23 protein-coding genes are annotated in these 24230 nt (G+C 54.9%); 13 read left to right on the top strand and 10 right to left on the bottom strand.

What is annotated here, in order from left to right:
• Window positions 1-53: 53 nt before the first annotated feature.
• Together ABLU87_RS13230 and ABLU87_RS13225 are read left to right on the top strand one after the other, a co-directional pair.
• Window positions 54-824: an AraC family transcriptional regulator gene (locus ABLU87_RS13230; protein WP_064379176.1), complete on the top strand. Its 771-nt coding sequence runs from the start codon at window positions 54-56 to the stop codon at window positions 822-824.
• A gap of 395 nt (window positions 825-1219) precedes the next feature.
• Window positions 1220-2122 carry a LysR family transcriptional regulator gene (locus ABLU87_RS13225; RefSeq protein WP_004848928.1) on the top strand — a complete coding sequence of 301 codons (903 nt, stop codon included), beginning with the start codon at window positions 1220-1222 and terminating at the stop codon, window positions 2120-2122.
• Between the two features lie 386 nt (window positions 2123-2508).
• Here the strand turns inward: ABLU87_RS13225 and cobO are convergent, their stop codons facing one another.
• From cobO to glmS, 10 genes are all read right to left on the bottom strand, one after another.
• The gene (gene cobO / locus ABLU87_RS13220; RefSeq protein WP_014228448.1) at window positions 2509-3111 is read right to left on the bottom strand and encodes a cob(I)yrinic acid a,c-diamide adenosyltransferase; all 603 of its coding nucleotides are present in this window, start codon (window positions 3109-3111) and stop codon (window positions 2509-2511) included.
• A 9-nt stretch (window positions 3112-3120) separates the two neighbouring features.
• Entirely contained in the window at window positions 3121-4773 is a 1653-nt protein-coding gene (locus tag ABLU87_RS13215) for a class I fumarate hydratase (RefSeq protein WP_057173521.1), read from the bottom strand.
• A gap of 11 nt (window positions 4774-4784) precedes the next feature.
• Window positions 4785-5786 carry a glutaminase A gene (gene glsA / locus ABLU87_RS13210; protein WP_014228450.1) on the bottom strand — a complete coding sequence of 334 codons (1002 nt, stop codon included), beginning with the start codon at window positions 5784-5786 and terminating at the stop codon, window positions 4785-4787.
• Window positions 5787-5860: 74 nt separating this feature from the next.
• A complete protein-coding gene (locus ABLU87_RS13205; RefSeq protein ID WP_014228451.1) occupies window positions 5861-7168 on the bottom strand; it encodes a dicarboxylate/amino acid:cation symporter in 1308 nt (435 codons plus the stop codon).
• A gap of 361 nt (window positions 7169-7529) precedes the next feature.
• A complete protein-coding gene (locus ABLU87_RS13200; RefSeq protein ID WP_004848939.1) occupies window positions 7530-7847 on the bottom strand; it encodes a DUF4387 domain-containing protein in 318 nt (105 codons plus the stop codon).
• Window positions 7844-9214 (bottom strand): acyclic terpene utilization AtuA family protein, encoded by a 1371-nt coding sequence (locus ABLU87_RS13195; RefSeq protein WP_122117567.1) that lies wholly within the window; start codon window positions 9212-9214, stop codon window positions 7844-7846. The genes ABLU87_RS13200 and ABLU87_RS13195 overlap by 4 nt, the downstream gene beginning before the upstream one ends.
• Before the next feature lie 3 nt (window positions 9215-9217).
• Window positions 9218-10459 carry a methylaspartate ammonia-lyase gene (locus ABLU87_RS13190; protein WP_025108135.1) on the bottom strand — a complete coding sequence of 414 codons (1242 nt, stop codon included), beginning with the start codon at window positions 10457-10459 and terminating at the stop codon, window positions 9218-9220.
• Window positions 10459-11904, bottom strand: coding sequence for a methylaspartate mutase subunit E (locus tag ABLU87_RS13185; RefSeq protein WP_004848945.1), 1446 nt, complete (start codon window positions 11902-11904; stop codon window positions 10459-10461). Before ABLU87_RS13185 ends, ABLU87_RS13190 begins: the two co-directional genes overlap by 1 nt.
• A gap of 16 nt (window positions 11905-11920) precedes the next feature.
• The gene (glmL, locus tag ABLU87_RS13180) at window positions 11921-13309 is read right to left on the bottom strand and encodes a methylaspartate mutase accessory protein GlmL (RefSeq protein ID WP_025108134.1); all 1389 of its coding nucleotides are present in this window, start codon (window positions 13307-13309) and stop codon (window positions 11921-11923) included.
• Window positions 13309-13758: a methylaspartate mutase subunit S gene (glmS, locus tag ABLU87_RS13175; protein ID WP_004848951.1), complete on the bottom strand. Its 450-nt coding sequence runs from the start codon at window positions 13756-13758 to the stop codon at window positions 13309-13311. Before glmS ends, glmL begins: the two co-directional genes overlap by 1 nt.
• Before the next feature lie 1225 nt (window positions 13759-14983).
• Here glmS and cydA point away from each other — a divergent pair.
• From cydA to cpoB, 11 genes are all read left to right on the top strand, one after another.
• On the top strand, window positions 14984-16552 hold the full coding sequence (gene cydA, locus ABLU87_RS13170) for a cytochrome ubiquinol oxidase subunit I (protein ID WP_004130574.1): 1569 nt from the start codon (window positions 14984-14986) through the stop codon (window positions 16550-16552).
• 15 nt (window positions 16553-16567) lie between these two features.
• The gene (gene cydB, locus ABLU87_RS13165; protein ID WP_004848954.1) at window positions 16568-17707 is read left to right on the top strand and encodes a cytochrome d ubiquinol oxidase subunit II; all 1140 of its coding nucleotides are present in this window, start codon (window positions 16568-16570) and stop codon (window positions 17705-17707) included.
• A 15-nt stretch (window positions 17708-17722) separates the two neighbouring features.
• Window positions 17723-17836, top strand: coding sequence for a cytochrome bd-I oxidase subunit CydX (cydX, locus tag ABLU87_RS13160; protein WP_004100325.1), 114 nt, complete (start codon window positions 17723-17725; stop codon window positions 17834-17836).
• On the top strand, window positions 17836-18126 hold the full coding sequence (gene ybgE / locus ABLU87_RS13155; RefSeq protein WP_004100327.1) for a cyd operon protein YbgE: 291 nt from the start codon (window positions 17836-17838) through the stop codon (window positions 18124-18126). Before cydX ends, ybgE begins: the two co-directional genes overlap by 1 nt.
• 149 nt (window positions 18127-18275) lie before the next feature.
• Window positions 18276-18680, top strand: a complete 405-nt coding sequence (ybgC, locus tag ABLU87_RS13150; RefSeq protein WP_004100330.1) for a tol-pal system-associated acyl-CoA thioesterase — start codon at window positions 18276-18278, stop codon at window positions 18678-18680.
• Window positions 18677-19369, top strand: a complete 693-nt coding sequence (gene tolQ, locus ABLU87_RS13145) for a Tol-Pal system protein TolQ (protein ID WP_014228456.1) — start codon at window positions 18677-18679, stop codon at window positions 19367-19369. The genes ybgC and tolQ overlap by 4 nt, the downstream gene beginning before the upstream one ends.
• Before the next feature lie 3 nt (window positions 19370-19372).
• Complete coding sequence (gene tolR, locus ABLU87_RS13140) at window positions 19373-19801, top strand: colicin uptake protein TolR (protein WP_004130580.1); 429 nt, start codon at window positions 19373-19375, stop codon at window positions 19799-19801.
• Window positions 19802-19906: 105 nt separating this feature from the next.
• Window positions 19907-21232: a cell envelope integrity protein TolA gene (gene tolA / locus ABLU87_RS13135; protein ID WP_038424229.1), complete on the top strand. Its 1326-nt coding sequence runs from the start codon at window positions 19907-19909 to the stop codon at window positions 21230-21232.
• Window positions 21233-21360: 128 nt separating this feature from the next.
• A complete protein-coding gene (gene tolB, locus ABLU87_RS13130) occupies window positions 21361-22653 on the top strand; it encodes a Tol-Pal system beta propeller repeat protein TolB (RefSeq protein WP_004133400.1) in 1293 nt (430 codons plus the stop codon).
• 34 nt (window positions 22654-22687) lie between these two features.
• Window positions 22688-23212, top strand: coding sequence for a peptidoglycan-associated lipoprotein Pal (pal, locus tag ABLU87_RS13125; protein ID WP_004100337.1), 525 nt, complete (start codon window positions 22688-22690; stop codon window positions 23210-23212).
• Window positions 23213-23221: 9 nt separating this feature from the next.
• Window positions 23222-24013 (top strand): cell division protein CpoB, encoded by a 792-nt coding sequence (gene cpoB / locus ABLU87_RS13120; RefSeq protein ID WP_004848965.1) that lies wholly within the window; start codon window positions 23222-23224, stop codon window positions 24011-24013.
• The last annotated feature ends 217 nt before the right edge of the window (window positions 24014-24230 follow it).

Here is a 24230-nt window from a genome sequence, read left to right as displayed (position 1 = left end):
TACGCCGTTTTCGCCCGCGATTTCATGCCGTTTAATCATATTCATCTGCGCAAATGAGATTATTTTTTGCGTCCGGCATCATCCTTTTTATCCGCGCTATTTTGCATATTAAGTGCTTGCAAAAGGCGGTGGGGAATAATGTGGTGCGAAAGAAAAGGCATGAACAATGGGAGGGCTTTAGCTCGCTGGCAGCGCTTTTTTCGCGGGCTACCGGGCTGGAGACCACGGTGATTGAGGCGAATGACAATCGATTACCTGCTGGCTATGGTGGGTTAAATTTCTTTGCCTTACCGCTGATTCAGGACAATACATTATCCGGTTATATTATTTGCGACCATCATAACGCTACCGACAACCAGCATCGGGCGGCGGCGATAAGATTACTGCATTTTATCGTTAATAATATGTCTGCGATTGCAGAAAACAGGCAAGTGGACGAGAAACCGTTGCGGCATAAGAGAGAGTTTTATTATTCACAAAAATCGTCGCATGAAATAAAACTGCTGTCGGCATTACGCTATATTGATGAAAATTTATATGGTGAGCTGTCTTTAGAGACCGTCGCCGCTCACGTTTGTTTAAGCGCAAATTATTTTAGTCGTTTTTTTAAAAAACGCCAGGGGGTGAATTTTAAAGTCTGGGTTAATCAGCGCAAAATGCAGCGTGCCGGAGAACTGCTTGGCGATCCGTCATATTCGGTAGACAGCGTAGCGCGTAAGCTTCAGTTTGCGCAAACCAGCTACTTTTGTCGGGTGTTTCGCGCCGCTCATCGCACCAGCCCGCAGTCGTTCCGCGATCGGCGTCTGGCAGCCGCTTCACGGTAAGTCGATTAGCCGCCGTTTTATCGTTAATACAGATTTTTCCTGGAGCGCTCATAATGTGTGGCCGATCGCGGAAAAATTTTCATTTATGCTCACCAGCGGGCAATTAAATTTCACCGTCTCATCGACTGACTTCGCAAATAAACAAGTTAATGTGAAAAAATATTGACAACTTATTGTTGTTATTTGCATGGCAATCACATTGTTTAAATTGTGTTTATTGTAGTGCCTGGGTATTATTGGTTATTATTTGATCAATAACAGTGTGCATTAATCATGGAATAGATCAATGACATCTGAAGGTAAAATAAAATATAACACCCGGGGCTAATCTGATGTCCTTGCGCGCTTTTTTTATCTATTAAACAATTTTTTGCACGCCGTAAATGGAAGACGTTATGAGAGGAAAAATCCCCAAAACTGAATTACTGGTGACCTTTGAGGTTGTGGCTCGCCACGAAAGTTATACTCGAGCAGCGGAAGAGTTGGCTTTAACACAAAGCGCCGTGTTCCGACAGGTCACGGCGCTGGAGGATTTCCTCCATACGTCATTATTTAATCATGCTAAAAAAAGGATTTTTTTAAATGCGGCTGGCAAGCATTATTTGACTATCGTTAAGGAAACGCTTAACAAACTGGAACGTGATACCAACTCCATTATGACATGGCAACCGACGGTGCAGGTGCTTGAGCTGGCCGTCAATCCTACCTTTAGCACCCACTGGCTGATCCCCAACCTGCGCGAGTTTAATAAATTACATCCGGGCATTATCGTTAATATTCATTCGCTGGCTAATATTGGCGATTTTCTTAGCCGCGAGTACGATGCCGCCATTATGCGCGAGGATTTTTGCTCGCCGTGGGCGGAGGTTGAGTATCTGTTCGAAGAGGAAATTCTGCCGGTGTGCGGCTGCGGGCTGCTGTCCGAACCCGGGCAGAAGCTGGCGGTCGAGGAGCTGCTGGGCGAGTTTCCGCTGCTGCATCAAAGCACGCGAATTCACGGCTGGCAGGAGTGGTTTGCGCTGTCGAATATCACCAGCCCGCAGATCAACATCGGTCCGCGTTTTGACCTGCTCTCAATGCTGATTGCGGCGGTGCGTTCGAACCTGGGGGTGGCGCTGCTGCCGCGTTTTGCCATTCAGCATGACCTGGATAGCGGTGAGATGGTGATCCCCTGCGATGTGCCGATTCGCACCGGCAACCGCTTCATTATGACGTGGCAGGAGGATAAAGCGGAATCCCGGCATTTACAGGTATTCCGCGAGTGGCTGCTGCAAAAATCGGTGGTCTCGGCAGCCTGACGGCGCGTTATCCGGACCGCAGACGGCGGTGCCGGGCGCAGAGCGGCATCATTTCCCGGAGGCGATGCTGCGCATCTGTCCGGGCTACCGGCCCGCAGACGGCAGTGAACCTGTAGCCCGGGCAAGGCGCGTCGAGCGCCGCCCCCGGGAGCATAGCGCAGAGTGGCTGAGTTTCCCGGAGGCGATGCTGCGCATCTGTCCGGGCTACCGGCCCGCAGACGGCAGTGAACCTGTAGCCCGGGCAAGGCGCGTCGAGCGCCGCCCCCGGGAGCATAGCGCAGAGTGGCTGAGTTTCCCGGAGGCGATGCTGCGCATCTGTCCGGCTACTGGCCCGCAGAACGCTGTGAACCCGTAGCCCGGCTAAGCGCAGCGCGAGCCGGGTAAAACTACCAGTCGATTCCCACCTGCGCCTGAATACCGCTGTCAAAGGCGTGCTTCACCGGACGCAGCTCACTAACCGTATCGGCAAGCTCCAGCAGCCGGGCGTGGCAGCCGCGGCCGGTGACAATCACGTTCTGCCGCGGCGGACGATTCTCTATCGCCGCGATCACTTCCTGAGTATCCAGATAGTGATACGCCAGCATATAGGTAAGTTCATCCAGCACCACCAGATCGTAGCTCGGGTCGGCCAGCATGCGCTTGCTCTCCTGCCATACGGCCGACGCCGCCTCGATATCTGCCTCCCGGTTTTGCGTTTCCCAGGTAAAGCCGGTGCCCATAATGTGAAACTCAACGCCCAGCGGATGCAGCGTGTTGTACTCTCCATTATCCCACTGACCTTTAATGAACTGGGCAACACCGACGCGCTTACCGTGGCCGACGGCGCGCGTTGCCGTACCGAAGGCGGCGGTGGATTTACCTTTGCCGTTGCCGGTGAAGACGATCAGAATGCCTTTTTGCTCCGTTGCCGCCGCCACGCGGGTAGCAACCTGCGTTTTCAGCTTCTGCTGGCGCTGACGATGGCGGTCGGGATTGCCTCGCGCGTGCATAAATGCTCCTTAGTGTCCTGCCGGACAGGTGGCGCAGCGGTGCTGCTGCTCGAACTGGCTAAAGAAGTTGTTGCCTTTGTCGTCAACCAGCACAAACGCGGGCAGATTTTCGACTTCCATCATCCATACCGCTTCCATGCCCAGCTCCGGATACTCCAGGCAGCGCAAACTTTTCACATACTGCTGCGCCAGCAGGGCCGCCGCGCCGCCGATGCTGCCGAGATTAAAGCCGCCGTGTTTATGGCAGGCCTCGGTCACCTGCTGGCTGCGGTTGCCTTTGGAAAGCATGATCAAACTGCCGCCCGCCGCCTGGAAAGCGTCAACATACCCATCCATGCGTCCGCCGGTGGTGGGGCCCAGCGAGCCGCAGGCCAGATTATTCGGCGTTTTCGCCGGGCCGGCGTAGTAGACAATATGCTTGCGCATATACTCCGGCATCGGTTCGCCGTTATCCAGACGCGCTTTGATTTGGGCATGGGCGATGTCGCGGGCGACGACAATCGGACCGCTCAGCGACAGTCGGGTGCCCACGGGCAGGGCTGACAGGTCGTGGAGGATGTCGCGCAGCGGCCGGTTCAGATCGAGCTGGACGGTCTGCGCCCCGTTTTCTATGCGCTGAGAATCAGGGATAAACTTGCCCGGGTTATGTTCCAGCTTCTCCAGCCAGATGCCGTGTTTGTTGATTTTGGCTTTGATGTTTCGGTCGGCGGAGCAGGAAAGCGCCATTGCGATAGGGCAGGAGCCGCCGTGCCGCGGCAGGCGAATCACGCGAATGTCGTGGGCGAAGTATTTGCCGCCAAACTGTGCGCCGATGCCGAACTCGCGGCTGGCTTTGAGCAGCGCCGCTTCCAGCGACGTATCGCGAAACGCCTGGCCCAGTTCGTTTCCGCTGGTGGGCAGATTGTCGTAATATTTTGTCGAAGCCAGCTTCGCCACCTTCAACGCCTGGTCCGCCGACAGGCCCCCCACGACAAAGGCGATGTGGTACGGCGGGCAGGCGGCGGTGCCCAGCGCCTTCATTTTTTCAATCAGGAAGGCGGTGAGTTTTTCCGGCTGCAGAATAGATTTTGTTTCCTGAAATAGCGCGGCTTTGTTCGCCGAACCGCCGCCTTTATTGACGAAGAGGAAGCGGTACTCGCTGCCCGGCACCGCGCTGATATCAATCTGCGCGGGCAGGTTGGTCTCGGTGTTGACCTCGGTATACATATCAAGGGGAGCATTTTGCGAATAGCGTAAATTGTTGTCCTGAAAGGTGGTGTAGATGCCCTGACTCAGAGCTTCCGCGTCGTTACCGCCGGTCCAGACGTTCTGGCCTTTGCTCGCGACGATGGTGGCGGTCCCGGTATCCTGGCAGTTTGGCAGCACGCCTTTTGCCGAGACTTCGGCGTTGCGCAGCAGCTGTAGCGCCACGTATTTATCGTTGCCGCTGGCCTGCGGGTCGTGCAGGATGCTGGCGATCTGCTTTAAGTGCCCGGCGCGCAGGAAAAACGACGCCTCATAAAATGCCTGCTGAGCCAGCAATGTTAACGCTTCCGGTGCAACCTTGATGACCTCTTCTCCATCTAACTCTGTCACCTTAACATGTTGATTCGTTAGCAGTTCATATTCGGTATTATCGTTGCTCTGAACAAAAAGTTCCTGCCAGACAAAGGGTTTCGACATTTTACTTCTCACTATTTCGCTAAAAAGAGATTGGCCCGCGTCGCATTCGCGACGTACTCGATGGTCTGCTGGGCGCGGACGCTGTTACCGGCTGCATCCAGCGGAGGGGAGTAGACGGCGATAGCGTATTGCCCGGGTACGACGGCGACCATTCCGCCGCCAACGCCGGATTTTGCCGGGATACCGACGGTGTACAGCCATTTGCCGCTGCCGTCGTACAGCCCGGCGATCGCCATTTCCGCCAGCACCTGCGGGACGTAGCTGGCGGTGAGCAGCTGCTTGCCGTTGAACGGTGATTTGCCATTGTTGGCGAGTACGGCCCCCATTTTGGCGAGCTGTTCAACGGTGATATCCACCGAACACTGACGGGTGTAGATTTCGACGGCTTCCTGAGGGTCGCCATAGAAGCTGCGGTATGAGTTCATCAGCATCGCCAGCGCCTGGTTATGCTGATTGGTCTCCATTTCGGATTGAAATACCGGCTCGTTAACGCTCAGGGAGCTGTCGGCCCAGGCGTTGAGGTTGTTGAGAATGTTGTTCCAGCGGTCGGTTTTGTCTTTCGCCGCAATCAGGCTCACGGTGCTCATGGCGCCGGCGTTGACTAACGGATTCTCCGGCGCGCCTTGCGTAAGCTCCACGGCTAAGCCGGAATTGAAGGGCAGGCCGGTCGCGTTCGCGCCGAGTTTATCCAGCACCTCCTGCGGCCCGCGCTGCTCCATCGCCAGCGCTAGGGTGAAAACTTTACTTAAGGATTCCATCGGAAAGGCTTTTGTCACGTCGCCGGTCTGGTAAATTTTGCCTTCGACCGTCGCGAGCGTAATGGCGAAATTATTCGGGCTATAGCTCGCCAGGGCAGGGATATAGTCAGCGACTTTACCGTCGTGATTACTCTTATATTTCTGATGCGCCTGCTCGATGATGCTGGCGTAGTCCGGCGCGCTTTGCGCCTGCGCGGCGGCGCTAAACAGTAAGCTGGCGGTTAAGATGCAGGTGCCAAGAAATTTCACGTTCATGGGGTGTCCTGTTGGGATGATTGGAGGGAACCGGGCCGGACGTATCCGGCCTGGGGCTCATAGCCATTTTGCTGTCAGGACATCGCCACTTCGGACGTTTCGCTGGCAGGGCGTTCCTGCTCCGGTTTTTTGACCGGGGCGGTGCCGCGGCAGCCTTCTCCGTAATGCTCGCCTTCCCAACGGCCAACGATGGCGGCGCCCATGGCGTTACTCATCACGTTGGTGGCGGAGCGACCCATATCGAGGAACGGGTCGACGCCCATCAGCAGGATCAGGCCCGCTTCCGGAATGTTGAACTGGTTCAGCGTCGCGGCGATAACCACCATTGAGGCGCGCGGCACGCCCGCCATCCCTTTGGAGGTCAGCATCAGGATCAGCAGCATGGTGATCTGCTCGCCCATGCTGAGGTGGACGTTACAGGCCTGGGCGATAAACACCGTGGCGAACGAGCAGTAGGCCATGGAGCCGACCAGGTTAAAGGAGTAACCGATGGGCAGGACGAAGCTGGCGATTTTGGAAGAGACGCCGAATTTTTCCAGCTTATCGAGGGTTCCTGGGAAGGCGGCTTCTGAGCTGGATGTGGTGAAGGCCAGCAGCGCGGGCTCGAAGATCGCTTTGGTCAGGCGGCTGATACATGGGCCGACAATCACCGTCGACAGGCCAATCAGGATTGCCCACAGCATGCCCAGCGTCAGGTAGAACTCACCCATAAAGATCCCGGCGCTGACCATCACGCCCAGACCGCGCTCGGCAATCAGCCCGGAGATGGCGGCGAAAACGGTCAGCGGCGCGAACAGCATGACGTACCCTGTGAGCTTCAGCATCACGTGCACCAGCGAATCGAGTACCTTCACAATGGGCTCGGCTTTTTCGCCGATCGCCGCCAGGCTGCAGCCGAGGAAAATAGAGAACACCACGATCTGCAGAATTTCGTTGCGCGCCATCGCATCAACGATGCTGGTGGGTACCGCGTGCGAGATAAACACTTTCAGGGTGAAGGGCTCGGACTGAACGGCGGCCACGGCTCCGGCATCGTGGGGGACAAAGTTGATGCCCGCGCCTGGCTGGAACAGATTGACGATCACCAGACCCAGCGCAATCGACAGCAGCGAGGCGCAAATAAACAGGAAAAAGGTTTTAGAGAATATACGCCCGAGCGTTTTCGCATCGCCCATTTTGGCAATGCCGACCACCAGCGTTGATATTACCAGCGGGGCGATAATCATTTTTACCAGGCGTAAAAATATAGTGGTAAAAATGGAGATATCCTGCGCATAGGATTTTGCTGTATCTGCTGATGCCATATTATTAATGATCACCCCGGCAATCATGCCGAGTATCAGGCCTAATATGATCATTTTGGTTAAACTTATTTTTTTCATATTTACTCCATCGGAACAGGGTTAGTCGTGAAGTGGTGTAGGGCGGCGTACGCCTGCGCCAGGCAGAAGCGCAGACGTACGCCTGTGGTGACCAACCGCATAAATTGTCTGGAATACAGTGATACAGCGAAATCCTGTATACCAATGGATGTTGTTGTATTTTTATATCCGTCGCCTTTCAAGCTGCATTTTTGTTGGCTGCCTTTGCTCACCAGTCACGTACGGATGTACGCTCCTGGGGATGAATGAGGGACATCCATGTCCCTCACCGAAGGCAGCCTCCGGCTGTTCAAATTCGTTCCTGACGAATTTGTCTCTCAGTTGCCGCCTCAATGCAACTCGAAATCCATTGGATATAGAATTAGAAATCGAACTCAATACTTAATAACGGCGCATGCTGCTGAGCGCCATAAACATCATTGTCCCCGACGTTGCCGGAAATAATATCCCGCGGCATGACGATTTTTACCGCGTTGGCCGGATCGAACCAGATAATGCGATGAATAAAATCAGGCTTTACGTTATATAAGCCGGCAATAAGCTGCGGGGTTAATTGCTCAGAACGTTTGACCCGCTGATAATCTTCCCGGGTTTTAAATAAAATATCTAAAACCAGTTCATACGGTCCGGCGTTTTTGGAGCGGATCACCTGCGCCAGTGAGCATAGGGATTGTTTCATGCCTGAACTCCTTCTGGCGTCACCTGTTCGATATGGAAGTCAAAGCGCAGCGCGTCGCTGGCTTCGATCAGGTGATAGATTGAGAACTCATACACCGGGCCGCTCTGAATATCGGAAGGCGAAAACGGGAAGGCGAGGTTGCCCGCGGTGGCAATGCGGTTTTCATAGCCGTAGTGCAGCAGGGTAGAGCGCACCAGCGAACAGACGCTGTTGGCGATATCCTGGGTTGGCGCAACGACATCAAGCAGGATGCCCAGTTCGTGCCCGGCGATTTTCATCGGTTCGTGATTGCCCATCACGCCGTTCTTTCCATACAGATGGAAGGTCATGCGGATGCTGTCATCGTTCAGGGAGAGGTTGCGTGCGACGCTGGTCTGTACCTCTTCAAGAATATTATCGATTCCGGCAATCATGATCGGATCGCGCGTTCCGGCAATGGTCAGGCAGCGGAAGCCGACCCGCCGCGCGCCTTCCAGCTTCAGCGCGTACGGCGTCGCTTCATGACGAGAACCGCTGACGTAAACCTCGCCTTCGTTGACGGCTTTGAAGGTGCATCCTTTCAGGTTAAGCACGCCGCCCGGACCGGGCAGGAAATACGGATCGGACTTCTCGTACAGCGTATGCGCCGCCGCAGAGGTTTCGGTAAACTTACGCTTTGGATTAAACGCTTTCAGCGTAAAGCCGCTGTCGTCGATAATCCCCATGGCGCAGTCGGAACCGGAGCCCGGCGTGGCGGCAATGGCCGCGCATTCGAGGATCTTGCCGCAGTGCAGGGCGAGCCCCTCATCAAAGCCCTGCATAATCGGCAGCGCCGCGAAGCAGGCCGGATCGTACGCCCGGCCGCCAAGCACCACCTGGGCGCCGGCGGCGAGCGCCCGCTGAAAGGGTTCGATCCCCATCTGGGCGACGATATAGGTACTCTCTTCAATGGCCTCGTGGGTCAGTTCAGGCACAAAGTCCAGGGCGGTGATTTTGCCGTTATCCAGCGCCTGATGAATGATGGCTTTATCAACATCAGACGGGATCAGCGCCATGGAGAACGACAGTTTTTCTTCCTGCGCAATCTCATGGATAATCTGCCGACACCACTCCAGATGCGGCGCGGCGCCGGATCCTCCAGCGGTGCCGATCACCACCGGTATGTTGTTCTTCACGCCGGCGACGATCATATAGCGCAGATCGCGTTTCACCCCGGCCCGGTCGGTAAAAGGTTTGCCTGCCCCCAGATAGTGGGGGCCGGGATCGGATGAACCGGCGTCAACGGCAATCAGATCCGGGGACTCCGACATGGCTTTAAGAAAGCTCTCTTCCGGGAAGCCATAGCCGAGGATTGCCGTCGGCGATAAGATCTTAAAGGTACGAGCCATCTCTTAATCCTTAGTCTGCAACAGCGCGATGGTGCGGTTCATTTCGTTAAACACGATGTTAAGACCTTCGTCGAAGCCCATGCCCGGCTTGATCAACATGCGCATCGGACGCGCGGCCAGCGCGACGTGAACGCAGGTGCGGGCGCTGATCTCGGTTTCGTTACAGGTACCGCCCTGATAGGCTTCCATCGCGTGTTTGTTGCAGTACAGCACTGCGTCCACGATGTTATGAATGCCGCCGAGATCCGGGGTTTTGATCTGCACCATGTGGCAGCTGCCGGCATCGGTAAAGTCAACGATGTCCTGGTAGGTGTTACACCACTCGTCAGCGACAATTTTTACGCCGGAACCGAGGCGGGTCAGCTCTTTGGTAATGGCCGTGAGCATACGGATCTGGTCCGGTTTATTACCCGCATCCACCGGGCCTTCTATGTAGAGCGGCAGGCCCTGCGCCTCTTGCTCCAGGCTGGCGATATAGTCGGCGCAGCGAACCGGATCCATATCGAAAATCAGGCCGATGGTGCCGTACACGTCGATATGCAGCGTGGGGCGATAGCGGGGGCTGGTGCGCAGGCTTAAGATGCGGTCGGACAGCCAGCGGACATACTCACGCAGTTTTTCCCCTTTCAGACCCAGCTTCTCTTCGACGTTGTTAATGAGCGCATGCGGCAGGACGTCAACGCCTTTGAGGATCATTTTGTCCACGGCGATGTAGCGGTCGTCGCCGCTCTGACCAAATAACGGAATCGCTTCCGGTATGCAGGGCAACTGCCATTCGTCGCAAACTACCTCCGCCTTCAGGCGGCCGCTGGCCAGCGCGGTGGCGTCGAGCAGCGCCTGGGAAAGACCGTAGCGGACGGCGGTATGCAGCAGATGACCGTCGATGCGCAGCTTGTCGAAGAAGCGGGCGTTCGGCAGGAAGGTATCGACATCGCGGCCCTCCAGCAGCGGTTTGATATGATCGTTGAGGAACGGGATAAAGTTCTCCGCCAGGAACAGCGGGTCGCGGCCGCCCGCGCCGGAGTACTGTACGGCGGCACAGTCACCGACCGCCACCGCGCCGTTTTCCAGAATCAGCTGGACGGATACGCATTCACCCGCCTGGCGTACCGAGGTGAAGCCTGGCGTTACCGGAGCACCGGTATAAATGAACCCATCATGACCCGCGCCGTTTTTAATCGCCTGCTGATCGTCAAAATAGAATGAAGAGTAGCCAGCGGTGAAAAGGGCCTGTTTAATTTTCATTATGGTCTTCCTATTAATTTACTGTGGGATACCGCGTTGATGTCATCAACAACCATCTGGAATGAGGGTTTGCGTCCTTCAAAATGCGCACGTTCAGCGACGTAATCGTGGTGCAGGGCGAGGATGTCCTTCGGCAGCGGAACCGCGCCGGCTTCAAGCACGCGAATGGCGCCGGCATTGTCGCGGACCGGCAAAATTTTGCCCGCGTTGCAGGATGCGGGGGCAAAAGGCACGTCCAGGACGCCCGCTTCAAAGGCCAGCACCGTACCGCGGGCGATGTCGCCGTTGCCCAGCTCGAACACTTTCTTCAGCACTGCGCGAACCTCGCTTTTTATCAGCTCCACTTCCTGCTCAACCGCGGCGCAGGGCGGGAACTTCTGATCGCTGACCATATTGAGCATCTGGCGGGATGCCCTCAGCCCCTGCGCGTTGGCCGCCGCGGTGGGAATACCGAACGCTTCATGCGGGCTCTTGGTGATCACTTTGGTGGCGCCGGACATCCCGGCTACCGCCGCGCCCCAGGAGATAATGGCAAAGGCTTTTGATTCATCTTCCGGAAAGCCGCCCATCCACTGGTGGAAGACGGTACTCAGCTCATAATCGTCGAATCCGTAATTGCCAAAGTATTCGTGGGAGAGTTCGCGAAGAGATTTAATCGCCGCGATGTCCTGGGTGAGGCTGCCGACCTGGCCGTAGCCGACGGTGATTGACTTGACGCCCTGTTCCAGCGCCAGCAGACCTTCGATAATGGCCACCGCGTGGGACATAAACGGTGGGATCAGGGTGCCGGTCAGAGGGCCGAACGGTTCGCGGTTAATACGAATGCCGTGTTCTTCATACAGGCCCATCAGGCGGTCGCAGTATTGCCAGTCGCGAATCGACTTCTCCAGGGTGACGCGCTTGGCGTAGGGAATGTTGTAGGAGATACCGCCGCCTTCGTAGCTGGTAAAGCCGCTGGCCATGGAGATTTCCGCCAGCAGGCGCGCGTCTGGCGTACCGTGACGTACCTGGACCGGTTTTTCCAGCGCTTCGGTCATCCGGCGGCAGGCGGCGACGCCGTGGTTAACCACCGGCAAACCATTCAGTTTGGAGGTTCCCGCCTCGATGGATTTCTGTATGCCGACCGCCGCTTCTTCGTAACGGTTGAGGCGGGTATAGGCATCGATGGTGCTGGGCAGCAGATCGCACTCTTCCTGCAGGGTTTTGAGCAGCGCAATATGTTCATCCATCAGCGCCACGCCCGCGCGCGGCTGGCTCAGGGTTTTACCCTCCTGGTCGGCCTTAAGCAGAGCGTGAGAAAAGCGTTTTTTCTCAGGAATGGTTTGCTGGTACTTCACGCCATCTTCGAAGTGCTCAACGTCCTTGCCGGTATGCCAGGTCTGCAATACCTGATGCCGCTCGGTCATGAATTCGTCGTGGGTTAATTTTTTATTTCGAAGTTCCATTCGTAGCTGCCTTCATTTATAGGGTTAAACAGTGAATGCTGGTGCGAGCGGCGAGCTCGGGGTAGAGCCTGGCAACGTTTGCCAGCAGCGGAAGCAGGCCTTTTGCATCGCGGTAATAATCAAACCGGGTTGGCAGAAGAATGCGTCTGCCGTCGTCATCCAGTTCGCGGTATTTCAGCCAGCGGTGGATGTCGAAGCCGCTGGCGCGGGAGAGCCATCCACCGGAACCGACGACTTTACGCACGGGGGTCAGATCGCGGCCCATCTGTAAATCGACGTTGCCCACGCAGGTGCAGACCTGCTTTTTGGTGCCCGCGTGGCGTTCGCTGGCGTAGCCGACGCACAGCCCGGCCAGCACGGTGTCGAAATATTTTTCTTCCGCGTTGAGCGGCAGATAATCCGGCTGAGCGACCAGATGGCGCAGGTAGCGGTAAAAGGCCTCCTGACGCTGCGGCTGGTGGGCAAACACCACGTTCACCAGCTCCTGAGTACTTTCACCGACCACGACAGCTGAAACGCGCATGCCGAGATCGCCTTCCACCGTGCGTTTTACATATGGCTCCGGAACGCCGTGCAGAACGGTATCCGGCGAGAGCGTGTTGGCGCTGGCGGAGTAGACGTCGGTGGTGGCGCCGCCCATATCGATCAGCATGAACTCTTTCCACGCGCTGTCGTAATGACTGATGGTTTTCACCAGCTCGTAGACGGTCCACGGCGTTGGCATCGGCTCTTCGCCGGTTTCTGCGACGATAACGTCCAGTCCTTTACCTTTGACGATTCGGGATAAGAAGACATCGCAAATCGCCTTGCGGGCAGCGTAGGGATTAGGGTGATCGAGATCGGGCAGAATGTTGTCTACCGTGGTCAAATCTTTGTGGCCAAGGATGGCCTGAACCTCGTCCTGAATATCCCGGTTTCCGGCATAGATAATGGCGCAGTCGAGCGTTGACTCCGCCAGCGCATGGGCGTTGGCCAGGCCGTAGCTCTCCTCGCCGCCGTCGGTTCCGCCGGTAAACAGCAGGATATCCGGCGGCGTGGCTTCCAGCGCCTGGATATCGTGGCGGTTGAGTTTGTAGGCGTAGTATTGGGCGATTTTGGCCCCCGCCGAGTGGGCGGTGACTTTTGCTGATTCCAGGGTGATGGACGGCACCAGACCCATCGCGGCAACGGCAAGACCGCCTTTTGCCGATGAAGAGTATTTCAGCGTGACGTCACCGCGGTGCAGCAACGGGCGCGCATCGGCAACGTTAAGCACCCGGTTCAGGCTGGCAAAAAAGCCTTCCGCCAGGTGATGGGTAGTGGTCGGGGTCAGAACGTGGTTTACCAGCGTCAGCTCATCCCCCTCCTGTGCGAAGAGGGCCGCTTTGGTCCACGTCGAGCCGATATCGACAGAGACGGTTTGCATCAGATAGCCTCTTCCAGACACTGCTGTTCAACGCCGTGGCGCTGGTTGATATCGTTCGCCATCAGCCTGCAGACGTCTTCCAGATCGTGGCTTGGGGCAAAGACGCGATTGAAGCCCATCTCTTTGAATTTGGCCTCGACGTCGGCAAAATCATGCTTACCGACCACCAGGTTGCCGCCAACGTAAAGAAGAATATCGCCGATACCCCGTTCGATGCAGCGTTCGCGCAGTCCCAGGCAGTCGATATCGCCGTGGCCGTAAATAGACGAGACAACGATGGCGTCCGCGCCGGTTTCGATAGCGGCATCGATATATTCATCCTGACTGACCATCACCCCCAGATTGATTACGCGAAAATCATGGGCAGTAAAAACGCGGTCCAGGACTTTGTTGCCTACTGCATGGCAGTCAGCACCAATGACGCCAATAACAAGTGTTGATTTCTTCATGGGTAATCCTCTGTAAGGCTGATGGTATAAAAATAAAAACGACTTTCTAATATTTGCAGCGTTGATGATGGCCGCCTGTTAATAGGGCTGGAGTGTCTGTGGTTCGAAGGGGGGAAGCAATTGATCTATTTTCAGAATATCTTTCAAAAAAGTCTTGTTTTTGATTTTTCTTTAAAAAATCCTTTTGTATCATGATGTTGTTAGTTTTTTTATTGTCTGGGGTTATTTCTGTTCAGATCTTTTTAATAAATAGATTGCGATGTTTGTGAGCAAGGTCTTATTTTATATTTTGCGTTTATTTTGCCTTGATAATAAGCGGTAAATACAATTCTTTAAATTTTTCTGTGAGCATAGTAACGGAATTTATGTGCTGTTTTTTATATGCGTCACGGCGAATTTGTTAGATTAAAGATATAAAATGGTGATTTGTTTATTTAATATTTCATTTTTGTTGAATGGCGGAGTGGGGCAGGAGAGCTGCTGTCCGGGGGGGATAAAAGCGCAGGGGGAAAGTCTGCTGCATAAAGAGCAGGGTGCGTTGCGTCACAAAACGACGAGAAAGAGAATGTACGCCGCATTTACTTGATAATGAGATAGTTACGCATCTGTGTTAATTGAAAGTAAACGCAATGATAAATGTAATAAGCAAAAAAATTTAGGGCATTAACTTGATAAAAAAATCTGTGAGCTACACGACATTGTCAGCTGATGCCCGGATTAATGCGCCCAGCGCTCATCCCATTAAATTCCCCTCCGCGGCGAAATAAATGGACTATCATTTTCAGTAACCGTTGATACTCTTGAAAAACATATTGTTAACCTAGTGTTTACCTGTACGGTACACGGTATACATAATTAACATTTAAAATGAAAATTGATTTAAATCAATGTTTAAAACTTGGAAAAGGTCGCGAAATGGAGTTAAATTGTCGCGGATCAAATTGACCGAAATCTGGTATTTTCGCTATAAATTGATCGCTGTCGAAAACTGCAAATTTATCACAATAAAAACCTATTTATTGTAAGGGTTTTGCAGCGTAATATAATCACGGGATCAATTTGGGTGTTTTGTTAACATGTTTGTAACTTCTCATTACTATCGTTTTCTTGCATGAGAAAACGGGCGTGACGAGAAGAAGCAAATAAATTTGTATTGGGGCATGCGTGTGACCCTTTCTAACGGGGTTCACTCTCGGAGTCTTCATGCGATGAGCAAGGAGTCATGATGTTAGATATAGTCGAACTGTCGCGCTTACAGTTTGCCTTGACCGCGATGTACCACTTCCTGTTTGTGCCGCTGACGCTAGGTATGGCGTTCCTGCTGGCCATCATGGAAACGGTCTACGTCCTTTCCGGCAAACAGATTTATAAAGATATGACCAAGTTCTGGGGCAAGTTGTTTGGTATCAACTTCGCGCTGGGTGTGGCAACCGGTCTGACCATGGAGTTCCAGTTCGGGACTAACTGGTCTTACTACTCTCACTATGTGGGCGATATCTTCGGTGCGCCGCTGGCCATTGAAGGTTTGATGGCCTTCTTCCTCGAATCTACCTTTGTCGGTCTGTTCTTCTTCGGTTGGGATCGTCTGGGCAAAGTTCAGCACATGGCCGTGACCTGGCTGGTGGCGCTGGGCTCCAACCTGTCGGCGCTGTGGATCCTCGTCGCTAACGGCTGGATGCAGAACCCGATTGCGTCGGACTTCAACTTTGAAACCATGCGTATGGAGATGGTCAGCTTCTCTGAGCTGGTCCTGAACCCGGTTGCTCAGGTTAAGTTCGTTCATACCGTGGCGTCAGGCTACGTGACCGGCGCGATGTTCATTCTTGCCATCAGCTCCTGGTATATGCTCAAAGGCCGCGACTTCGCTTTTGCCAAGCGCTCCTTCGCTATCGCAGCCAGCTTTGGTATGGCGGCGATTCTCTCCGTTATCGTTCTCGGTGATGAATCCGGCTACGAAATGGGCGACGTGCAGAAAACCAAACTGGCGGCTATCGAAGCTGAATGGGAAACTCAGCCTGCTCCGGCGGCCTTTACCCTGTTTGGTATTCCCGATCAGAAGGCGCAGGAGAACCGCTTCGCGATTCAAATTCCTTACGCGCTGGGCATCATTGCGACTCGATCCGTGGATAAACAGGTTACCGGCCTGAAAGACCTCATGGTTCAGCACGAAGAGCGTATCCGTAACGGGATGAAAGCTTACGCGCTGCTGGAACAGCTGCGTGCCGGTTCAACCGACCAGGCCGTGCGCGATCGCTTTAACGACGTGAAGAAAGATCTGGGCTACGGTCTGCTGCTGAAACGCTATACCGACAACGTCTCTGACGCGACGGAAGAGCAGATTGCTCTGGCGACCAAGGACTCTATTCCTGCCGTGGCGCCGCTCTACTTCGCCTTCCGTATCATGGTAGCGTGCGGCGTGCTGATGCTGTTGATTATCGGCGCCTCCTTCTGGAGCGTGATTCGCAACCGCATCGGTGAGAAAAAATGGCTGCTGCGCGCCGCGTTCTATGGCCTGCCGCTGCCGTGGATTGCCGTTGAATCGGGCTGGTTTGTCGCCGAATATGGCCGTCAGCCGTGGGCTATTGGTGAGGTGCTGCCGACGGCCGTCGCGAACTCGTCGCTGACCGCGGGCGACCTGATCTTCTCTATGGTGCTGATTTGTGGCCTGTACACGCTGTTCCTGGTGGCTGAACTGTTCCTCATGTTCAAGTTTGCCCGTAAAGGACCAAGCAGCCTGAAAACCGGTCGCTATCACTTTGAACAGTCCTCTGCGGCTATTCAGTCGGCACGCTAAGACAGGAGTCGTCAAATGATCGATTATGAAGTATTGCGTTTTATCTGGTGGCTGCTGATCGGCATTTTGCTTATTGGTTTTGCCGTCGCCGATGGCTTCGACATGGGGGTGGGGATGCTCACCCGTTTCCTCGGTCGTAACGACACCGAGCGTCGAATTATGATTAACGCCATTGCCCCGCACTGGGACGGAAACCAGGTGTGGCTGATCACCGCCGGCGGCGCGCTGTTTGCCGCCTGGCCGATGGTCTACGCCGCCGCGTTTTCCGGCTTCTATGTGGCCATGATCCTGGTGCTGGCGTCTTTATTCTTCCGTCCGGTGGGTTTCGACTACCGCTCGAAGATTGAGGATAACCGCTGGCGTAACATGTGGGACTGGGGCATCTTCGTCGGCAGCTTCGTGCCGCCGCTGGTGATTGGCGTGGCGTTCGGCAACCTGCTGCAGGGCGTTCCGTTCCACGTTGATGAATATCTGCGCCTGTACTACACCGGTAACTTCTTCCAGCTGCTGAATCCGTTTGGCCTGCTGGCCGGTATTGTTAGCGTGGCGATGATCCTGACGCAGGGCGCGACCTATCTGCAGATGCGTACCGTGGGTGAACTGCACCTGCGCACCCGCTCCGTGTCTACGGTGGCGGCGCTGGTGACGCTGGTCTGCTTCGCGCTGGCGGGCGTTTGGGTCTACTACGGTATCGACGGTTATGTGGTGAAATCGGTGATGGATCATACCGGCCCGTCTAACCCGCTGACCAAAGAAGTCGCGCGTGAAGCCGGCGCGTGGATGGTGAACTTTAATAACATGCCGGCGCTGTGGGCGATTCCTGCTCTGGGCGTGGCGCTGCCGCTGCTGACCGTCATCTCGACAAAAGCGGATAAAGGCGCATGGGCGTTTCTGTTCTCCTCGCTGACGCTGGCGTGCATCATTCTGACTGCCGGTATCGCCATGTTCCCGTTCATTATGCCATCAAGCACGGCGATGAACGCGAGCCTGACCATGTGGGATGCGACCTCCAGCCAGCTGACGCTGAACCTGATGACTTACGTGGCGATTGTCTTCGTACCGATTATTCTGGCCTACACCGCCTGGTGTTACTGGAAAATGTTCGGTCGCATCACTCGCGAAGACATCGAAAAGAACACCCACTCGCTGTACTAAGGTAAGGAGCTATATATGTGGTATTTCGCATGGATTTTGGGAACGCTTCTTGCCTGTGCTTTTGGGGTGATTACCGCGCTGGCGCTTGAGCACGTGGAAGCCACCAAAGCAGGTAAAGAAGAACACTGATGAGTATTATCGCGACTCTTTACGCGATAATGGACAAGCGCCCGTTAAGGGCGCTTTCCTTATTGATGGCGCTGGCGCTAGCGGGCTGCATCTTCTGGGATCCGTCGCGCTTTGCGGCCAAAACCAGCGAGCTGGAAATCTGGCACGGCTTCCTGCTGATGTGGGCGGTTTGTACCGGCGTTATCCACGGCGTGGGCTTCCGCCCGCGCGCCATTCACTGGCAGGGAATTTTTTGTCCGCTTATCGCTGATATTGTGCTCGTTTTGGGCCTGTTCTTTTTCTTCTTTTGAATAAGAAATCTCTGTTAACCATATGGGCTTGCATAAGCCCATAAAAATTTACTCCTCGTTTACTTTCCCCCATTCCAAACCACGATTCCCGCGCGTATAGTAGCGAAGTTTGAAAGCACTAACCTTTTGTTGCATTACCGGGATGTAAAGTGAATACAACGCTGTTTCGATGGCCGGTTCGGGTCTATTACGAAGACACCGACGCCGGTGGTGTGGTTTACCACGCCAGCTACGTCGCTTTCTATGAAAGAGCACGCACAGAGATGCTGCGCCATCATCACTTCAGCCAACAGGTTTTGCTGGCTGAACGAGTTGCCTTTGTGGTTCGCAAAATGACGCTGGAGTATTTTGCGCCCGCCAGACTCGACGACATGCTCGAAATCCAGACGGAGATAACCTCAATGCGAGGAGCTACCCTGGTTTTCACGCAGCGAATCGTCAACGCCGAGAACGTCGTTTTGAATGAAGCTGAGGTTCTTATCGTGTGCGTTGATCCACTCTTAATGAAGCCTCGTGCGCTTCCCAAGTCTATTGTCGCGGAGTTTAAGCAGTGACTGAGATGAATATCCTTGATTTGTTCCTGAAGGCGAGCCTTCTGGTTAAACTTATCATGTTGATTTTAGTTTGTTTTTCCATCGCCTCCTGGGCCATCATTATTCAGAGAACGCGTATCCTCAATTCGGCGTCACGTGAGGCCGAAGCGTTTGAAGATAAGTTCTGGTCCGGTATCGAGCTTTCTCGTTTGTACCAGGAAAGCCAGGGTCGTCGCGATAATCTGACCGGTTCGGAACAAATCTTCTACAGCGGCTTCAAAGAGTTTGCGCGTCTGCATCGTGCGAACAGCCATGCGCCGGAAGCAATTGTCGAAGGGGCGTCGCGCGCCATGCGTATTTCGATGAACCGCGAGCTGGAAACCCTGGAAACCCACATCCCGTTCCTCGGTACGGTGGGTTCTATCAGCCCATATATCGGTCTGTTTGGTACCGTATGGGGGATCATGCATGCCTTTATCGCGCTGGGCGCGGTAAAACAGGCGACGCTGCAAATGGTCGCGCCGGGTATCGCAGAAGCGCTCATTGCGACGGCAATTGGTCTCTTTGCCGCTATCCCGGCGGTTATGGCCTATAACCGTCTGAACCAGCGCGTGAACAAACTTGAGCTGAACTACGACAACTTTATGGAAGAGTTCACCGCCATTCTGCATCGTCAGGCGTTTACCAGCAGCGAAAGCAATAAGGGGTAAGCCATGGCCAGAGCACGTGGACGCGGACGTCGCGAACTGAAGTCCGAGATCAACATCGTTCCGCTGCTGGATGTCCTGTTGGTGCTGTTGCTGATCTTTATGGCGACAGCGCCGATCATTACGCAGAGCGTAGAGGTCGACCTACCGGACGCAACGGAGTCGCAGGCGGTGAAAAGCAACGATGAGCCGCCGGTGATCGTTGAAGTCTCCGGCGTCGGGCAGTACAGCGTGAAAGTTGGCCCGGAAACGTTATCGCAGCTGCCGCCGGAACAGGTTATTGCGGAAGCCAGGCGTCGACTTGAGGCGAATGAGAAAACGGTGTTCCTGATCGGCGGTGCTAAAGAGGTGCCATACGATGAGATTATTAAAGCGCTTAACCTGTTGCACAGCGCAGGGGTTAAATCGGTTGGCTTGATGACCAAGCCGATCTAATCGCTCGCAATATGCACGCCCGCCAGCACGTCGGCTTTGGGACAACAGCGTCTCGTGGCCGACGTCATATAACGGGAACAGGCGAACAGTTTTTGGGAACCGATAGTGTCAAAGGCAACCGAACAAAACGACAAGCTTAAACGAGCGATCATAGTATCAGTCGCGCTGCACATCGTATTGATAGCGCTGCTGATCTGGAGTTCGTTTGACGAGCATCTGGATGCTTCTGCCGGGGGTGGCGGAGGTTCCTCTATCGATGCGGTAATGGTCGATCCGGGGGCGGTTGTGAAGAATTATGACCGCCAACAGCAGCAGCAGGCCAGCGCCCGCCGCGCCGCCGAGCAGCGTGAAAAGCAGGCTCAGCAGCAGGCGGAAGAGCTACGTGAAAAACAGGCCGCCGAGCAGGAACGGCTGAAACAGCTGGAACAGGATCGTCTACAGGCGCAGGAAGCGGCTAAAGAGGCGAAAGAACAGCAGAAACAGGCGGAAGAAGCCGCGGCGAAAGCCGCCGCAGCGGCCAAAGCCAAAGCGGACGCACAGGCGAAAGAGGCGCAGGAAGCTGCCGCCAAAGCCGCCGCTGACGCGAAAGCGAAGGCCGATGCGCAGGCGAAAGCAGCCGAAGCCGCTGCGGCGAAAGCGGCGGCGGATGCGAAGAAACAGGCGGAAGCAGAAGCCGCGAAAGCGGCCGCGGACGCGCAGAAAAAAGCCGAAGCCGATGCGGCGAAGAAAGCTCAGCAGGAAGCTGAGAAGAAAGCGCAGCAGCAGGCAGAGAAAAAAGCGCAGCAGGAAGCGGCGAAACAGGCCGCTGCTGAAAAAGCTGCCGCCGAAAAAGCGGCAGAAAAAGCCGCCGCGCAGAAAGCCGCTGCTGAGAAAGCGGCAGCCGAGAAAGCCGCCGCAGCGGAAAAAGCCGCCGCCGAGAAAGCCGCGGCAGCCAAAGCTGCAGCAGCAGAGAAGGCCGCCGCAGACAAAGCGGCGAAAGCCGCCGCCGCTAAGGCAGCAGCCGCCAAGAAAGCCGCTGCGGCCAAAGAGGCCAACGGCGTTGACGATCTGCTCGGCGACCTGAGCTCCGGTAAGAATGCGCCGAAAGGTAATACCAGCGGTAGCGCTGGGGGTTCATCTCCTGCTAAAGGAAGTAAGCAGGGGCAGGGTGGGGCATCCCAGGCTGAGATTAACAGCTATATTTCACAGGTGCAGGCTGCGATTAAAGGTCATCTCTATGATTGGGATACCTACAAGGGGAAAACCTGTACTTTACGTGTGAATCTGGCTCAGGATGGAACGCTGTTAAGTGTGAAATCGGAAGGCGGCGATCCGGCGTTCTGTCAGCAAATGCTGGCGGCAACGAGCCGGATGACGAAGTTCCCTAAACCGCCGTCGCAGGCTGTTTATGAAACATTCAAAAATGCGCCACTGGACTTCAAACCTCAGTGATAGTTTTCCCCGTTTATGCGGGGAAAACAAACGTCGGTAGGCCCAGGGTTTTGGTAGTTTTGTGTATTTGAGTTTGTTAACATTCTGCTAAATTATCGTGGGCTTTTCGCCTGGATAAGGGAGATATGATGAAGCAGGCATTACGAGTAGCATTTGGTTTTTTAATGCTGTGGGCGGCAGTGCTGCACGCAGAAGTACGCATCGAGATTACCCAAGGGGTCGACTCGGCACGCCCAATCGGCGTTGTGCCGTTCCAGTGGGCGGGGCAGGGTGCTGCGCCGGAAGATGTGGGCGGTATCGTGGCGGCTGACCTGCGCAACAGCGGCAAGTTTAATCCGCTCGATCGCTCGCGTCTGCCTCAGCAGCCGGGTAGCGCTCAGGAAGTGCAGCCGGCGGCATGGTCTGCGCTGGGCGTTGACGCCGTCGTGGTTGGTCAGGTGACGCAAAACCCTGACGGTTCCTACAACGTGGCGTATCAGCTGGTTGATACCGGCGGCGCGCCGGGTACCGTGCTTGCGCAGAACTCCTTTAAAGTCACGAAACAGTATCTGCGCTATGCCGCGCATGCTGCCAGCGACGCCGTATTTGAGAAGCTGACCGGTATTAAGGGCGCCTTCCGTACCCGTATCGCCTACGTGGTACAGACCAACGGCGGCCAGTTCCCGTACGAGCTGCGCGTTTCCGACTACGATGGCTACAATCAGTTCCTCGTTCACCGTTCAACTCAGCCGCTGATGTCTCCGGCATGGTCTCCGGACGGCGCGAAGCTGGCCTACGTGACCTTTGAAAGCGGACGCTCTGCGCTGGTTGTGCAGACGCTGGCTAACGGCTCCGTTCGTCAGATTGCTTCGTTCCCGCAGCATAACGGCGCGCCGGCGTTCTCGCCGGACGGCAGCAAACTGGCTTTCGCTCTGTCGAAAACCGGTAGCCTGAACCTGTACGTGATGGACCTGGGATCTGGCCAGATTCGTCAGGTGACCAACGGTCGCAGCAATAACACCGAACCAAGCTGGTTCCCGGATAGCCAGAACCTGGCCTTTACTTCCGACCAGGCCGGTCGTCCGCAGGTGTATAAAGTCAATATTAATGGCGGCACGCCGCAGCGTATTACCTGGGAAGGTTCACAAAACCAGGACGCTGACGTGAGCGCTGATGGTAAAACTATGGTAATGGTAAGCTCGGCCGGTGGTCAGCAGCACATTGCCAAACAAGATCTGGAAGCGGGTGGTGTGCAGGTTCTGTCATCAACGTTTTTAGATGAAACGCCAAGTCTGGCACCTAACGGCACTATGGTAATCTACAGCTCTTCTCAGGGGATGGGATCCGTGCTGAATCTGGTTTCTACAGATGGGCGTTTCAAAGCGCGTCTTCCGGCAACTGATGGACAGGTAAAATCACCTGCCTGGTCGCCGTATCTGTGATAATAAATAATTGATTATTAAAGGAATCAAAGAAATGCAACTGAACAAAGTGCTGAAAGGGCTGTTGATCGCTCTGCCGGTTATGGCAATCGCGGCGTGTTCTTCTAACAAGAACGCCAGCAACGACCAGAGCGGTGAAGGCATGCTGGGTGCCGGCACTGGTATGGACGGTAACGCTAACGGCGGCAACATGTCTTCCGAAGAGCAGGCTCGTCTGCAGATGCAACAGCTGCAGCAGAACAATATCGTTTACTTCGATCTGGACAAATACGATATCCGTTCTGACTTCGCTGCAATGCTGGACGCGCACGCAAACTTCCTGCGCAGCAACCCGTCCTACAAAGTGACCGTAGAAGGTCATGCGGATGAGCGTGGTACGCCGGAATACAACATCGCTCTGGGTGAGCGTCGTGCTAACGCCGTTAAGATGTATCTGCAGGGCAAAGGTGTTTCTGCTGACCAGATCTCCATCGTTTCTTACGGTAAAGAAAAACCTGCAGTACTGGGCCACGACGAAGCGGCTTACGCCAAAAACCGTCGCGCCGTACTGGTTTACTAAGAGAATTGCATGAGCAGTAACTTCAGACATCATCTATTGAGTCTGTCGTTACTGGTTGGCATAGCGGCCCCCTGGGCCGCTTTTGCTCAGGCGCCAATCAGTAGTGTCGGCTCAGGCTCGGTCGAAGACCGCGTCACTCAACTCGAGCGTATTTCCAATGCGCACAGCCAGCTTTTAACCCAACTCCAGCAACAACTCTCCGATAATCAGTCCGATATTGATTCCCTGCGCGGTCAAATTCAGGAAAGCCAGTATCAGCTGAATCAGGTTGTTGAGCGCCAGAAGCAGATCCTGCTGCAGATCGACGGTCTGAGCAGCGGTGGCGGCGCAGCGGGAGCGCAAACCCAGACGTCAGCGGGCGATCAGGGCGCTGCGGCTAGCGGGACGGCGCCAGCGGCCTCGTCAGGCGCCCCAGCGCAGACCGGTGATGCCAATACCGATTACAACGCGGCTATCGCGCTGGTGAAGGATCCCTCTCGCCAGGACGATGCGATGGCGGCTTTCCAGAACTTCGTCAAAAAGTACCCCGATTCAACGTATCAGCCGAACGCCAACTACTGGCTCGGTCAGCTGAATTACAACAAGGGTAAAAAGGACGATGCGGCGTACTATTTCGCTTCCGTGGTGAAAAACTACCCTAAATCCCCGAAGGCGCCCGACGCAATGTTTAAAGTCGGCGTGATCATGCAGGACAAAGGCGATACCGCAAAAGCGAAGGCGGTTTACCAGCAGGTGGTCAGTAAATTTCCTGGCACCGACGGGGCCAAACAAGCGCAAAAACGCCTTAACGCACTCGGATGATTATGGCATGACCAGAAATCGCATCATTTCTGGTCTTGTCGCATGAATCCTAAGCAGTTAAGCAATCTTTATCTAAATTGTTGTTGCGCTGAATTCTGAAATCAGTAATATATGCCGCCGTTGCCAAGGGATATCGAACAAGCCCAAAGCGGCGAAAATAGTGGGTCGTTAGCTCAGTTGGTAGAGCAGTTGACTTTTAATCAATTGGTCGCAGGTT

It is taken from the genome of Klebsiella sp. CB_Kp196 (assembly GCF_040061575.1).
Taxonomy (GTDB): domain Bacteria; phylum Pseudomonadota; class Gammaproteobacteria; order Enterobacterales; family Enterobacteriaceae; genus Klebsiella; species Klebsiella michiganensis.
This window is presented reverse-complemented; position numbering and strand designations above follow the sequence as displayed.

Excerpts from the sequence above, each read along its gene's own strand:
- pal (WP_004100337.1), top strand. The coding sequence starts at position 22,688 with ATGCAACTGAACAAAGTGCTGAAAGGGCTGTTGATCGCTCTGCCGGTT.
- tolR (WP_004130580.1), top strand. The coding sequence starts at position 19,373 with ATGGCCAGAGCACGTGGACGCGGACGTCGCGAACTGAAGTCCGAGATC.
- ABLU87_RS13205 (WP_014228451.1), bottom strand. The coding sequence starts at position 7,168 with ATGAAAAAAATAAGTTTAACCAAAATGATCATATTAGGCCTGATACTC.
- ABLU87_RS13230 (WP_064379176.1), top strand. The coding sequence starts at position 54 with ATGAGATTATTTTTTGCGTCCGGCATCATCCTTTTTATCCGCGCTATT.
- cydA (WP_004130574.1), top strand. The coding sequence starts at position 14,984 with ATGTTAGATATAGTCGAACTGTCGCGCTTACAGTTTGCCTTGACCGCG.
- glmL (WP_025108134.1), bottom strand. The coding sequence starts at position 13,309 with ATGCAAACCGTCTCTGTCGATATCGGCTCGACGTGGACCAAAGCGGCC.
- ABLU87_RS13200 (WP_004848939.1), bottom strand. The coding sequence starts at position 7,847 with ATGAAACAATCCCTATGCTCACTGGCGCAGGTGATCCGCTCCAAAAAC.
- cobO (WP_014228448.1), bottom strand. The coding sequence starts at position 3,111 with ATGCACGCGCGAGGCAATCCCGACCGCCATCGTCAGCGCCAGCAGAAG.
- ABLU87_RS13185 (WP_004848945.1), bottom strand. The coding sequence starts at position 11,904 with ATGGAACTTCGAAATAAAAAATTAACCCACGACGAATTCATGACCGAG.
- glmS (WP_004848951.1), bottom strand. The coding sequence starts at position 13,758 with ATGAAGAAATCAACACTTGTTATTGGCGTCATTGGTGCTGACTGCCAT.
- tolB (WP_004133400.1), top strand. The coding sequence starts at position 21,361 with ATGAAGCAGGCATTACGAGTAGCATTTGGTTTTTTAATGCTGTGGGCG.
- ABLU87_RS13195 (WP_122117567.1), bottom strand. The coding sequence starts at position 9,214 with ATGGCTCGTACCTTTAAGATCTTATCGCCGACGGCAATCCTCGGCTAT.
- cydX (WP_004100325.1), top strand. The coding sequence starts at position 17,723 with ATGTGGTATTTCGCATGGATTTTGGGAACGCTTCTTGCCTGTGCTTTT.
- cpoB (WP_004848965.1), top strand. The coding sequence starts at position 23,222 with ATGAGCAGTAACTTCAGACATCATCTATTGAGTCTGTCGTTACTGGTT.
- ABLU87_RS13190 (WP_025108135.1), bottom strand. The coding sequence starts at position 10,459 with ATGAAAATTAAACAGGCCCTTTTCACCGCTGGCTACTCTTCATTCTAT.
- ybgE (WP_004100327.1), top strand. The coding sequence starts at position 17,836 with ATGAGTATTATCGCGACTCTTTACGCGATAATGGACAAGCGCCCGTTA.
- cydB (WP_004848954.1), top strand. The coding sequence starts at position 16,568 with ATGATCGATTATGAAGTATTGCGTTTTATCTGGTGGCTGCTGATCGGC.
- ABLU87_RS13225 (WP_004848928.1), top strand. The coding sequence starts at position 1,220 with ATGAGAGGAAAAATCCCCAAAACTGAATTACTGGTGACCTTTGAGGTT.
- ABLU87_RS13215 (WP_057173521.1), bottom strand. The coding sequence starts at position 4,773 with ATGTCGAAACCCTTTGTCTGGCAGGAACTTTTTGTTCAGAGCAACGAT.
- glsA (WP_014228450.1), bottom strand. The coding sequence starts at position 5,786 with ATGAACGTGAAATTTCTTGGCACCTGCATCTTAACCGCCAGCTTACTG.